Annotated in this window: 15 protein-coding genes; 6 read left to right on the top strand and 9 right to left on the bottom strand. The window is 72.6% G+C overall.

The genetic code is table 11. From position 1 onward, the window contains the following. Positions 1 to 20: 20 nt before the first annotated feature. On the bottom strand, positions 21 to 1037 hold the full coding sequence (locus ESZ52_RS02570) for an o-succinylbenzoate synthase (RefSeq protein WP_131106382.1): 1017 nt from the start codon (positions 1035 to 1037) through the stop codon (positions 21 to 23). 125 nt (positions 1038 to 1162) lie between these two features. Here ESZ52_RS02570 and ESZ52_RS02565 point away from each other — a divergent pair, with 125 nt between their 5' ends. Continuing rightward, entirely contained in the window at positions 1163 to 1576 is a 414-nt protein-coding gene (locus ESZ52_RS02565; RefSeq protein WP_131103558.1) for a VOC family protein, read from the top strand. Here the strand turns inward: ESZ52_RS02565 and ESZ52_RS02560 are convergent. Then, positions 1509 to 1985, bottom strand: a complete 477-nt coding sequence (locus ESZ52_RS02560; RefSeq protein ID WP_131103557.1) for a hypothetical protein — start codon at positions 1983 to 1985, stop codon at positions 1509 to 1511. The genes ESZ52_RS02565 and ESZ52_RS02560 overlap by 68 nt on opposite strands. A 1-nt stretch (position 1986) precedes the next feature. Then, positions 1987 to 2520, bottom strand: coding sequence for a hypothetical protein (locus ESZ52_RS02555; protein WP_131103556.1), 534 nt, complete (start codon positions 2518 to 2520; stop codon positions 1987 to 1989). Between the two features lie 116 nt (positions 2521 to 2636). Here ESZ52_RS02555 and ESZ52_RS02550 point away from each other — a divergent pair, with 116 nt between their 5' ends. The 5 genes from ESZ52_RS02550 (at position 2637) to ESZ52_RS02525 (ending at position 6890) form a co-directional block, all read left to right on the top strand. Further along, on the top strand, positions 2637 to 3578 hold the full coding sequence (locus tag ESZ52_RS02550; protein WP_131103555.1) for a 1,4-dihydroxy-2-naphthoyl-CoA synthase: 942 nt from the start codon (positions 2637 to 2639) through the stop codon (positions 3576 to 3578). Positions 3579 to 3880: 302 nt separating this feature from the next. Continuing rightward, the gene (locus tag ESZ52_RS19085) at positions 3881 to 4552 is read left to right on the top strand and encodes a hypothetical protein (RefSeq protein WP_181009804.1); all 672 of its coding nucleotides are present in this window, start codon (positions 3881 to 3883) and stop codon (positions 4550 to 4552) included. Positions 4553 to 4565: 13 nt separating this feature from the next. Next, positions 4566 to 5687 carry an AMP-binding protein gene (locus ESZ52_RS02535; RefSeq protein WP_131103552.1) on the top strand — a complete coding sequence of 374 codons (1122 nt, stop codon included), beginning with the start codon at positions 4566 to 4568 and terminating at the stop codon, positions 5685 to 5687. A gap of 48 nt (positions 5688 to 5735) precedes the next feature. Beyond that, entirely contained in the window at positions 5736 to 6008 is a 273-nt protein-coding gene (locus ESZ52_RS02530; protein WP_131103551.1) for a PLD nuclease N-terminal domain-containing protein, read from the top strand. A gap of 9 nt (positions 6009 to 6017) precedes the next feature. Further along, complete coding sequence (locus ESZ52_RS02525) at positions 6018 to 6890, top strand: 1,4-dihydroxy-2-naphthoate polyprenyltransferase (protein ID WP_131103550.1); 873 nt, start codon at positions 6018 to 6020, stop codon at positions 6888 to 6890. A gap of 27 nt (positions 6891 to 6917) precedes the next feature. On the opposite strand, the gene ESZ52_RS02520 is transcribed toward ESZ52_RS02525, so the two are convergent. Genes ESZ52_RS02520 through ESZ52_RS02495 form a run of 6 tightly spaced genes read right to left on the bottom strand, consistent with a single transcriptional unit; the run spans position 6918 to position 12240 of the window. Next, positions 6918 to 7160, bottom strand: a complete 243-nt coding sequence (locus ESZ52_RS02520; protein WP_131103549.1) for a DUF4229 domain-containing protein — start codon at positions 7158 to 7160, stop codon at positions 6918 to 6920. After that, positions 7160 to 8209 carry a c-type cytochrome biogenesis protein CcsB gene (gene ccsB, locus ESZ52_RS02515; protein WP_131103548.1) on the bottom strand — a complete coding sequence of 350 codons (1050 nt, stop codon included), beginning with the start codon at positions 8207 to 8209 and terminating at the stop codon, positions 7160 to 7162. The genes ESZ52_RS02520 and ccsB overlap by 1 nt, the downstream gene beginning before the upstream one ends. Further along, a complete protein-coding gene (gene resB / locus ESZ52_RS02510; protein ID WP_131103547.1) occupies positions 8206 to 9885 on the bottom strand; it encodes a cytochrome c biogenesis protein ResB in 1680 nt (559 codons plus the stop codon). Before resB ends, ccsB begins: the two co-directional genes overlap by 4 nt. Before the next feature lie 2 nt (positions 9886 to 9887). Continuing rightward, positions 9888 to 10718 (bottom strand): cytochrome c biogenesis CcdA family protein, encoded by an 831-nt coding sequence (locus tag ESZ52_RS02505; protein WP_131103546.1) that lies wholly within the window; start codon positions 10716 to 10718, stop codon positions 9888 to 9890. Beyond that, positions 10715 to 11509 (bottom strand): TlpA family protein disulfide reductase, encoded by a 795-nt coding sequence (locus ESZ52_RS02500; RefSeq protein WP_131103545.1) that lies wholly within the window; start codon positions 11507 to 11509, stop codon positions 10715 to 10717. Before ESZ52_RS02500 ends, ESZ52_RS02505 begins: the two co-directional genes overlap by 4 nt. Then, positions 11509 to 12240, bottom strand: a complete 732-nt coding sequence (locus ESZ52_RS02495; protein WP_337590184.1) for a histidine phosphatase family protein — start codon at positions 12238 to 12240, stop codon at positions 11509 to 11511. Before ESZ52_RS02495 ends, ESZ52_RS02500 begins: the two co-directional genes overlap by 1 nt. Position 12241 lies beyond the last annotated feature (1 nt).

The following is a 12241-nucleotide window of genomic DNA, read 5'->3' as shown; positions in this document are numbered from 1 at the left end:
ATAGTCCTCGCCGGATAGTCCTAGAGGAGTGCGTGGGCCCGGGCCAGCCGCTGTCGCCACCAGGTGACGCGTTCAGAGGGTGCGGAGTATGCGGCGAGCAGCGCCGGGTCGACGGCGGACCGTGCCGCGTCCGCGCGGGTGGTGGTCAGGGACCCGGCGTGGGGCACGAGCGGCTCCGGCACGACGTCAGCCGCGAGCAGCGCCGCCGTCCCCAGACCGCAGTCGTGGTCGAGCTGCGGCAGCGCCGCTGCGAGCCGGACCCCGCCCGCGAGCCCCACGGAAGTGTCCAGGGCCGAGGACACCACCGCCGGCAGGCCGGCGTCGGCGACGATCTCCAGGGCGCGGCGCACGCCGCCCAGGGGTGCGACCTTGACCACCACAAGGTCCGCCGCACCCTCCCGCGCGACCCGCAGCGGGTCCTCGGCCCGCCGGATCGACTCGTCGGCGGCGATCGGCACGTCCACCCCGGCGCGGGCCAGGGCCAGACGCAGAGCTGCCAGCTCCTCGACGGTGGCGCAGGGTTGCTCGGCATACTCCAGCCCGAGCGGCGCCAGCGCGCTGAGCGCATCACGCGCCGCGTCCACGGACCAGGCACCGTTGGCGTCGACCCGGACCCGCGCGTCCGGACCGAGCAGCCGCCGCACCTCCGTGACCCGCTCCACGTCGTCGGCCAGCGTCTGACCCCGCTCGGCCACCTTCACCTTGGCGGTCCGGCACCGGTCGTAGCGGGCCAGGACACCCTCCACCTGCGCCGCGGCAACCGCGGGGACCGTGGCGTTCACGCCCACCTGCCCCCGCACCGGCTTCGGCAGCTCGCCCCACCCCAGCTCGAGGGCAGCGGCGAGCCAGCGCGCGGCGTCTCGATCGTCATACTCCGGGAACGGCGCCCACTCCGCCCAGCCCCGCGGCCCCCGCAGGAGCACCGCCTCCCGCACGTCCACGCCGCGGAAGCGCACCCGCATCGGCAGCGCCACCACGTGCGCGCCCGCCAGCAGCTCCGGCAGATCCGGCAGTCCGGGCGGCTCGGGCACGTCCATGGCAGCGGGCAGGTCAGGCACGGCATCAGGGTATGCGGCGCGGCCGGTGCAGGTCGCGGACACCTTCCGTCCGCGACCCCGCCCGTTCCCCGCACGACACCTCCTCGGGGGTGCACCCTGGGCAGATGGCACTGAAGTGGTACACGATCGTCGTCGACTGCCGCGACCCCCAGGCCCAGGCGAGGTGGTGGGCGGAGGCGCTGGACTGGGTGGTCGTCTTCGACACCCCGGAGGAGGCTGTGGTGGTCCCCCGGCACGCGCTGGAGGGCGAGGGGAGGGTGGCCGACCTGGAGACGTGGATGCGCCGGGGCCAGGGGCTGGTCTTCGTCCCCGTCCCCGAGGGCAAGCAGGTGAAGAACCGGCTGCACATCGACCTTGCGCCACACGTCTCCCAGGACCGCGACGCCGAGATCCAGCGGCTGCTGGACCTGGGTGCGTCCAGGATCGACGTCGGTCAGGACGCGGCGGAGGTCACGTGGACGGTGCTGGCCGACCCGGAGGGAAATGAGTTCTGCGTGCTGTCCAGCCGCGACCAGTGAACGCCGCGTAGGCCAGCAGCGCCGCGGCCGCCAGCGCCGCCAGCTGCCCACCCTGCATGGTCAGGCCAGCGAGGAACACGGACAGCGCCAGGCCCGCGGCGGCGTAGCCCAGCCATCTCGTCTGCTCTGTGACCCGGCTGATGATGATCAGGATGAGGGCGGCCACCAGGAAGACCCTGGCCACCGAGGACGCGCCGCTCTGCGCCGCCGAGCCGTAGCTCAGCGCGGGGGAGATGAAGCTGGGACTGCACGAGATCGTGCCGTCGGATGCGGGATAGCAGAAGGACGGCGTGATCCAGCCCGGGACGTAGGTGCGTGAGGAGATCGCCCACGGCAGACCGAGCGCCAGCGCGACCAGTAGGCCAGCCGCAAGCACCAAGGGCTGGCCGCGCACCAGGCGGGAGACCACCTCAGACCCTGCGGTCGGGGCTGAGCAGCACGCCGGCGACGGCGCACGCCGTGCCGAGGGTGACCAGGAAGGCCATGTTGGTGCTGATCATCGGCAACATGAGCAGGGTCCAGAAGAGCAGCAGCCCACCGGCGCCCACCGCGCCGATCGTCCACCCGGCCCCCGAGGCGGCAGACCGGGGCAGGAGCGCCGCGACCTGCGCGAGAGCCATCAGGGTCGCGAACCCGGCCCAGGTCCAGGTGTCGCCCCACAAGCCACCGCCTCCGTCGTCGAGGTCCAGGGAGATGCCGAGCACCACCAGGATCAGCGCCAGGACGTGCAGCACGATGCGCACCACGTCCCGGGTGCTGGTCGTCGGGCTGGTGGTGGTGCTGGCCGTGCTGGTCGCGGAGCCGGCCTGACCTGCTGGCCCGGGCTGCGTCGGGCCCGTCTGGGTCTGGCCGGCCCGCGGCTGCTGCCCCGGCGGCACGGAGGCCTGCCCCTGGTACCCCTGTCCCTGCTGCCCCTCCGGGCTCGATCCGGTCGGAGTGGTCACGGTATCCCCTTCGATAGTGCGAACTGCCCGGCAGCCTAGCCCCGGTGTGACTGCTGCGGCCACCCTCCACGCCGGGCTGGGGACCGTCCCTGACGTGCAGGATCTAGTCTGTCGGCGTGACCCAGACCCAGCCCGACGCCAACCCGTTCGACCCCGCCCAGTGGCAGGAGGTCGAGGGTTTCTCACAGCTCTCCGACATCACCTACCACCGGCACGTGGAGCTCGGCTGCGTCCGGATCGCCTTCGACCGCCCGGAGGTGCGCAACGCTTTCCGGCCGCACACGGTCGACGAGCTGTACCGGACGCTGGACCACGCCCGGATGAGCCCCGACGTGGGGGTGGTGCTGCTCACCGGCAACGGCCCTTCCCCCAAGGACGGCGGCTGGGCCTTCTGCTCGGGCGGGGACCAGCGGATCCGGGGTCGCAGCGGCTACCAGTACGCCAGCGATGACACCGACGACGTCACCGCCTCGGGCGTCGACGAGGCCAGGGTCAAGGCGGAGGGCGGACGCCTGCACATCCTGGAGGTGCAGCGGCTGATCCGCACCATGCCCAAGGTCGTCATCGCGGTCGTCGGTGGCTGGGCGGCCGGCGGTGGCCACTCGCTGCACGTGATCTGCGACTTGACGATCGCCTCCCGGCAGCACGCCCGGTTCAAGCAGACCGATGCCGACGTGGGCAGCTTCGACGGGGGCTACGGCTCGGCCTACCTGGCCAAGATGGTGGGGCAGAAGTTCGCGCGGGAGATCTTCTTCCTGGGTCGCGCCTACGACGCCGAGGCCATGCACCGGATGGGCGCGGTGAACATCGTCGCTGACCACGCAGAGCTGGAGACCGAGGCGGTGCAGGTGGCCCGGGAGATCCTCGGCAAGTCACCGACCGCCCAGCGGATGCTGAAGTTCGCCTTCAACCTCGCCGACGACGGGATGGTGGGCCAGCAGGTCTTCGCCGGGGAAGCGACGCGGCTGGCCTACATGACCGACGAGGCGGTGGAGGGCAAGGAGGCCTTCCTGGAGAAGCGGGAGCCGGACTGGTCACCGTTCCCGTGGTACTTCTGACCGGCGACACGCTCTGCCCCCGACCGGCGACACGCTTTGTCCCGTTCCACCGGGCTCGCTGTGCCAGTTCAGCGGCCACTCCGGGCCCTTCTGACCCCTGTCACGCCTTCCCGCGAACGCGCACAACCTTGCCCCCACCTTGTGTCGAGGAAGCGAGGCACCCGACGGTGATCCCTCAGCACAACCTGGGGGCAAGGTTGTGCAGAGGCCGGGCGAGCGCCTCAGCGCGCGGGGCGGCGCGACATACCGCGTGCCACACTGAGGCCTACGCAGGTCGCCAGCCGAACGGGGAGGTACCACCGATGCGACGCACCCTGACAGCCGTGGTCGCCAGCGCAGCGCTGCTCCTGGCGGCGTGCAATGGTGACGCCGCTGACGACGCTGCCACGGGTGAGGCTGCCACGGACGAGGCGGTCGCACCTGCCGCAACCCAGACCGGCGGGCCCGCACCCGACGACAGCCCCGACAACGCCCCCGATGACACCCCCGACAACGACGACGCCACCACCGCGCCGGTGGACGATGCCGCCGTCACCGACGACGCTGAGGCCACGCAGGCCCCCGGCGGCGACTCGGTGATGGGCGGTGAGGACGGGCAGGCGGCTGCCGCCCGCGCCAAGGAGTTCCTCATGGCGCTGGTGACAGCGGACCCCGAGGCCTGCGAGCTGCTGCTCTCCTTCAGCGACCCGGAGCGGCCGATGGTCGCAGTCCCCTCCGACCTCGAGCTGTGCCGGACCCAGCTGCCCGCCACCATGGAGGCGACCGTGGAGGCGCAGGGGCTGGGCGAGGACGGCATCGCGGTGCTGGAGTCCATGCAGATCCGCGGCGCCGACGTCGAGGGCGACACCGCCGTCGTCGGGCGCGACAACTACTCGCCGCTGTTCGCCGAGGCCATGGGCGACTCGACGATCACCCTCAAGCGCATCGACGACGAGTGGTACGTCGACCTCGACGCCTACCTGGCCACCGAGTAACCCGGTCTCCAGCGTGACCGACCTGCACGTGCCCGAGGGCGCGACCTGGGCGCAGCTGTCTCCTCGGCTACGGCGCATCCTGCTCGAGGCACCGGACGAGGCCGTGGTGGTGGCGACCTCCGGCTCCTCCGGCGACCCGAAGCGCGTCCGGCTGACTGGCGCCGCGCTCCGAGCCAGCGGCGAGGCGACGGCCGACCTCCTCGGCGGTCATGGCCGGTGGCTGCTCGCCCTGCCCACGCACCACGTGGCCGGGCTGCAGGTGCTCGCCCGCTCGGTCCTGGCCGGCACCGTCCCGGTCGCCCTCTCCCCCGGTATGCCGTTCACCGCCGCCGCCTTCGCCGCGGCGCTCGGGCAGCTGGTGCAGGAGGGGGACGGTCCCCGTTACGCCTCGCTGGTGCCGACGCAGCTGCACCGGCTCCTGGCGGACGAGGAAGGCACCCGGGCGGCGGCGACGCTGGACGCGATCCTCCTCGGCGGTGCGGCGGCCGACCCCGGCCTGCTCACGCGCGCCCGGGATGCGGGTGTCCGCGTGGTGACCACCTACGGGATGAGCGAGACCTGCGGCGGCTGCGTCTACGACGGCCGCCCCCTCGCTGGGCTGCGGGTGCGGCTCGACGACGAGCGGGTGCTGCTGTCCGGGCCGATGCTGGCCGACGGCTACGTCCAGGCGGACGGTCGACGCGACGTCGGGCGGACGGGCGAACGCTTCGCCGAGATCGCCGGCGCCCGCTGGTTCCGCACCGACGACCGCGGTGAGGTCGACGCCGACGGGCGGCTGCGGATCCTGGGCCGCGTGGACGACGTGATCATCACCGGCGGGCACAAGGTCGAGCCCCGCGAGGTGGAGGCGGCTCTGCGCGCCCTCTCCCTTGTCGACGACGCGGTCGTCCTCGGTGTCCCCGACGCCGAGTGGGGCCAGGCGGTGGCCGCGCTCGTCGTGCCCGCGGCGGCGCGCGACCTCCCCGAGGGCACTGACGCCTGGCGCGAGAGGCTCCGCCGCGCCCTCCCGCCCCATGCCCTGCCCGACCATGCCCTGCCGCGACGGGTGGTGGTGCGTGACGGCATACCCCTCCTGCCGTCGGGCAAGCCGGACCTGCAGCACATCAGGGGCCTGCTGTCCCGATCGTTGATCTAGCCCTCGCGGTGGCAGAATGGTCCTTCACCCACCTGAAGGGGGCACCTCGTGATCCGCGTGCTGGCCGCCGTCGCGTTGCTGGTCTTCACCGTCTACTGCGTCGTCGACGCCGTGCAGTCGGATGAGCACCAGGTGCGCGGGCTGCCGAAGATCCTGTGGATCGTGCTGGTGCTGCTCTTCCCGCTCGTCGGTGGCCTCGCCTGGCTCATCGCCGGACGCCCCACGAGCATCCTCGACGTGCTCTTCGGCGGTCGCGACCAGGGCGGCCCCAGGGGCCCCCTCGGTCCGGACGACGACCCTGACTTCCTGAGAGGCCTCTGACCGCAACCCATGGCTACCCTCGCCCAGTGGACCGAGGGGGCGCGTCCGCGCACGCTCCCCGCAGCCATCGCCCCCGTCCTGGTGGGCACCGCCGCCGCGCACGCCGCGGGCAACGCCAACCTCGGGCTGGGGCTTCTGGCCCTGCTCGTCGCGCTCGGCTTCCAGGTCGGCGTCAACTACGCCAACGACTACTCCGACGGCATCCGCGGCACTGACGAGGACCGGGTCGGACCCGTGCGCCTGGTCGGTCAGCGCCTCGCGGACCCGGCCAACGTCAAGGCCGCCGCCTTCGCCTGCTTCTTCGCCGCCTCGGTGGCCGGTCTGGCCCTGGTCGCGCTGTCGAACGCCTGGTGGCTGATGCTGGTCGGGATCGCCGCGCTGTGGGCCGCCTGGCACTACACCGGCGGCAAGAACCCCTACGGCTACCGCGGCCTGGGCGAGGTGATGGTCTTCCTCTTCTTCGGGCTCTTCGCCGTCCTGGGCACCACCTGGACCCAGGCCCAGGCGCTCACCCTCGGCGCCGTCGGCGGAGCCATCGGCTGCGGCGCCCTCGCCTGCGCGATCCTCGTCACCAACAACCTGCGCGACCTGCGGACCGACGAGGCCGCCGGCAAGCGCACCCTCGCGGTGCGGCTCGGCGACCACCGTACCCGGCTGCTCTACGTCGCCCTGGTCGTCGTAGCGTTCCTCGCGGTCGGCCTCGCCGCCATCGCGCACCCGACCGCGCTCGTCGGCCTCGTCGCCCTGCCCCTGGCGATCCGCCCCGTGCGCGTCGTGCTCCGCGGGGCCGCCGGGCGGCGGCTCATCCCCGCGCTCGTCCAGACCGGGGTCCTGCAGCTCGGGTATGCCGTCGCCCTCACCGTCGGGCTGGTGCTCGCCTGAGGCCGTCCCGCCTGTGAAGCGGGGCGCTCAGTCCTCGGCGGTGCGCTCGGAGTCGATCTGCTCGCGCCGCCGGGTGATCTGCTTCTCCACCCGCTGCTCCAGGTTCGCCGCCAGCCGGTCGCGGTCGGGCCGCAGGATGAAGAAGGAGGCGGCCATCGAGGCGAGCAGCCCGGCGACCACGGCCCACAGCGGCGGCAGGAAGAGGATGAAGATGGCGAAGAAGCCGACGAAGAGCAGGAAGCGCATCGCGGTGTAGCGCGCCAGCAGCATCAGCTCGCCACCCCCGAGTAGGAGTGCAGGCCGGTCATCAGCAGGTTGACGATCGTGTAGTTGATGACGATGCAGAGGAAGCCGACGATGGCGACCCAGGTCGCCTTGCGGGTGGACCAACTGGACGTCGCGCGGGCGTGCAGGTAGGCGGCATACACCACCCAGATGACGAAGGACCACGTCTCCTTGGGGTCCCAGCCCCAGTAGCGGCCCCAGGCCTGCTCGGCCCAGATCGCGCCGGAGATGACGGTGAAGGTCCACAGCGGGAAGGCCAGGACGTGGATGCCGTAGGTCATCCGCTCCAGGGCGGGCGCGGCCGGCAGCGCCGCCAGCCACCCGCGGACGCTGCCCTTGGTCTCGGCGCGGTCCTTGACGAGGTAGGCCGTGGCCAGGCCCGCACCGATGACGAACAACGCGATGGAGAGGGTGGCGATCGTCACGTGGATGATCAGCCAGGCGCTCTCCAGGGCCGGCATCAGCTGGGAGGCCTCGGTGTACCACCACAGCTTGGCCGCGACCAGCATGAGGGTGACCGGCAGGACGACGAAGATCCCCAGCCACAGCCGCGCCCGGCGCAGGCTCCACGCGGAGTAGACCAGGAGGGCGAACGAGGCGGTGACCAGCACGAACTCGTACATATTGCCCAGGGGGGCCCGGGTCACCGAGAGCATCCGGAAGACCGTGCCGGCGACGACGAGCAGGGTCGCCAACCAGGTCAGCTGCAGCCCGATGACGCCCCAGCGCCGGGCCGCGGGGCTGGTGGCGCCGTCGGTGGGGGGCGCCAGCGCGGTGCTCGTGGCCGTGGGCCCGGTCGAGGTCTGCTCGTCGACCGGCTCGCCGGGGAAGGTGGTGGTCAGCGCGCCACCGGCCGTGCTGCCACCGGCCACGGCAGCGCCCACCTTCTGCCGGGCCTTGACGTCAGCGCGACGGTCGGTGGCCGCCCCGGCCAGGGCCAGGTGCACCGAGAAGGCGATCAGCGCGAGGGCCAGCACCGCGATCGCGACCCAGATCGCGATGTCGCTGGTCATGGCCATGGTGGGGTCGGTCATGCCTCGTCCTTGTTCTGAGTGTGTTCTGCAGTCTGTCGTGCCGTCCGTGCCGGTGTCGTGCTGCTCTGCTGCGAATCGACGGCCTGGGCGATCCGCGCCAGCACGTCCTCGACCACGCCGTCCAGGCCGGGGTCGGTGCCTTTGGGCAGGCCGGCGACGGTCACTCCAGTATGCCGCTGCCCGCCCGGCCCCGCCGAGCCCGGCTCGACGCGCACGTAGACGCGGCGGCGCTTGACCCCCAGCATGAGGGCCAGGCCGGCCAGCGCGAGCATCGAGATCACCAGCGCCGGCATCCGGCCGGGGTCGTGGCGGACCAGCAGCCCGCCCCAGCGGATGATCCCCTCGAACTCCACGACGGTCCCGTCCGGGAGCTCGTAGGTGTCCCCCGGCTGCAGGGCGAAGGCCACCGGGTCGCCGTTGTCCAGGGTGAGCTGGGTCATCTCCTCGGTGTCGATGGAGAAGACCGACTGCGGTCGGCCGTCGGGGAAGAGCTCACCCTCGAAGGCGGTGAGGATCAGCCGCGGGTCGGCCAGGCCGGGGAAGGCGGAGCCCATGGCGTCCTCGGTGGCGGTGAACGTCGGGAAGAAGCCGCCGACCAGGCCCAGGCCGGGGTCGCGCCCCGGCACCTTGACCGCACCCTCGCTGCCGTAGTTGTTGTCCTGCGGCAGGAAGGTCACCGCGTCGGAGAAGAGAATCTCGCCCTGCGCGTCGCGGACGGTGACGACCGGGGCATAGCCGTTGCCGAGCAGGTAGACCGAGTCGCCGTCGACGGACAGAGGCTGGTTGACCGCGAAGTCCTGCTGCCGCGGCTCCTGCCCGGGCACCTCGACGGTCGCCACACCCTCGAACCGGCGGGGCTGACCGAACTGCGCGCCCTCGGCCTGGCTCTCGAACTCGACGTCGAGCCGCTCCAGGGTCAGGGTGAACGCGGGGATGTCCAGCTCGTCGACCAGCGGGCCCAGGTTGAGGGTGTCGAAGGTGCCCGCGTCGGCGGTCCACGCCTCCCCCTCCTTGATGATGATCTCCCCGCGCCAGCCGAACAGGCTGCCGGCACCGACCGCCACGATGATGCCGAGCAGCGCCAGGTGGAAGACGAGGTTGCCGGTCTCCTTCAGGTAGCCCTTCTCGGCCGAGACGGCGAGGGCGTCCTCGTCCTCGCCCCTCAGCCGGAAACGCTTGTCCCCCAGCGCGGCGCGCGCCGCGGCCACCACCTCTGCCGGGGTGGCGTCGAGGGTGGCGTGCCGGCGCACGGGCATCCGGCCGAGCCGGCGCGGCGCCCTGGGGGGCTCGGCGCGCAGCGAGCCCAGGTGCTGCCGCATCCGGGGCAGGATGCAGCCGACCAGGCTGATCATCAGCAGCAGGTAGATCGCCGCGAACCACGGCGAGGAGTAGACGTCGAAGAGGTAGAGCCGGTCCAGCCACGGCGCCAGCTCCGGGTTGTCATCGAAGAAGGCGCGCACCCGGACCGGGTCCACGCTGCGCTGGGGCCAGATCGACCCCGGGATCGCGGCGACGGCGAGCAGGAGCAGCAGGGCCAGCGCGGTCCGCATGCTGGTCAGCTGCCGCCAGGCCCACCGCGCCCAGCCGACCACGCCCAGCCGGGGACCACCCAGCTGGGTGCGGTCCTTGGGGTAGTCCGGCTCGATCCGCTGCTGCTCTCCGGTCGGTGTCGCCATGCCTAGAGCACCGTCTCGAAGCCCGAGACGAACCGGGTCTGCACCCAGGCGGTGGCCTCGGCCCAGAAGCCGGTCACCATGAGCAGGCCGAGCAGGATCAGCAGGCCACCGCCGGTCCGCTGGATCACCAGGTAGTGGTCACGCACCCAGCGCGAGGCCCGGCTCACCCAGCCCAGGCCGGCCGCCATGAGCAGGAAGGGCAGGCCCAGGCCGAGGGAGTATGCCGTGCCCAGCACCAGCGCGCGCCCCACCTGGTCCTGGCCCGGGATGATCGAGGTGCCCAGCGTCTGGATGGCCACCAGGGCCGGTCCGGTGCAGGCGGTGAAGCCCAGCCCGAAGGCGACGCCCAAGAGAGGTGCGCCGGCCAGCCCGGCAGCCGGGCGCCACCGCACCTGCCAGCTGGCGCCCGGCTGGAGCACCATGACCAGACCCAGGACGATGACGAGGGCCCCGGCGACCTGCAGGAGCAGGCCCTGGTGCCGGGTGAGGACCAGCCCGAGCCCGGAGATGACCACGCTCATCGACAGGAAGACGGCGGTGAAGCCGAGCACGAAGAGCACCGCCCCGAGCATGAGGCGCCCGCGACCGGTGGGGGCTGCGGCCCGCGTGCGGGTGGAGGTGGCCGTCGACGTGCCGGCCGAGGACGCCCCTGCCGAAGCTGACGCGGTGTCGGTGGCAGTGCCGCGCGTCGCGACCGGTGCCATGCCGCCGACATACCCGAGGAAGCCAGGCACGAGCGGGAGCACGCACGGGGAGGCGAAGGAGACCAGGCCGGCCAGCGCGGCGACGAGAGCGGCCAGGAGCAGCGGGCCGGAGAGGACCAGCTCGTTCATCGGGAAGCCCCGCGGCTTGTCTCGTCGGCGGCCCCGGGGACTGTCTCGTCGGCGGTCTGCGTGGCGGCCTCTGCGGCGGGCTCGTCGGCGAGCACGTCCTCGACCAGCCCGCGCAGCGTGCTCGCGTCTACCTGCCCGTTGACGCGGGCGGCGACGCGGCCCTCGCCGTCGAGCAGCATCGTCGTCGGCCGGGAGGTGGCCAGACCCTGCAGCTGCGCCAGGGTGCGGCCGCCGTCGTCGAGGAGGGAGGGGTAGGGGACCCCGTGGCGGCGCTCGAAGGCGATCGCGTTCTGGACGCTGTCGCGGTGGTTGACACCGATGAAGGTGACCGGTTCACCGGCCTCGGCGAAGGCCTCGGACACCTCGACCAGGTCGGGTGCCTCGGCGTCGCAGGGCCCGCACCAGGACCCCCAGACGTTGATGACCACGATCTCCCCCAGGTGCTCCGCCGAGGTCCACGGGTCGTCCTCGAGGGTGGTCCCGGACAGCTCGATGACCGTGCTGCGGTCCTCGGGGGCCAGCTGCTCGATCCGCCCGTCGCCGGCGACGTAGCCCTTCTGGTCACCCTGGCGCATCTGGTCGTTGATGCTCGTGCCGTCGTCGGAGCAGGCCGAGAGCAGCAGGAGCGCCGCGGCGGCGGAGACCAGCGCCGTGCGGCTCGTCCTGCTCCTGGCCTTGCTCCTGGCCTTGCTCCTGGCCGTGCGCGTCGCCTCGTTCCGGGCCGTGCTCCTGGCCTCGTTCCGGGCCGTGCTCCTGGCCTCGGCCAGCCTGTGCGTGAAGTGTCTGGTCATCAGGGCAGCGCCTCCCGGGAGGCACCGGTGACGTCGACCGCCCCGGCGAGCAGGTGGGCGGCGGGCTCGGCATACATCACCCGCACCGGGAAGGTGCCGTGGAAGAGGACACTGGTCACCGACGCCAGGCTGCACTCGCGGCGTCGGGGATGGTGGACCAACCGTCGGCCCTGGATGGAGCGGCGCAGCATCCAGATCGGCAGCTGGTGGCTGACCATGACCGCCTCGTGCCCCTCGGCGCGCCGCCGGGCGTCAGCCAGCGCGTCCTGCATGCGGGCGGCGATCTGCCGGTACGGCTCACCCCACGACGGGCGTAGCGGGTTGAGCAGGTGCCGCCACCGGGAGCGCAGGGCGGCGGCATCGACGACCAGACCCTCCAGGACGTTGCTGCTCTCGATGAGGTTGTCATCCAGGGCGACGGGCAGGCCGTGCGCCTCCGCGATCGGCGTCGCGGTCTCCCGCGCGCGCTCCAGGGGCGAGCTCACGACGTGGACCACGTCCCGCTGAGCCAGGTGGTCGGCCGCGGCCCGGGCCATCTGATGGCCTCGCTCGGAGAGGTGGTGGCCGGGCAGCCGGCCGTAGAGGATCCTGCCGGGATTGTGGACCTCGCCATGGCGCACCACGTGCACCAGCGTCACCGGCATCCCGTCGTACAGGGTCCGGCGAGTGTCGGCGCGGTCCGACCGGCCGGCGTCGTCGCTCAGGGCGGCGTCACGGTCGGCAGAGGTCATG

The sequence above is a fragment of the Ornithinimicrobium sufpigmenti genome (genome assembly GCF_004322775.1).
GTDB lineage: Bacteria > Actinomycetota > Actinomycetes > Actinomycetales > Dermatophilaceae > Ornithinicoccus > Ornithinicoccus sufpigmenti.
The sequence above is the reverse complement of the archived record's forward strand: the minus strand, read 5'-3'. Positions and strand labels throughout refer to the sequence as shown.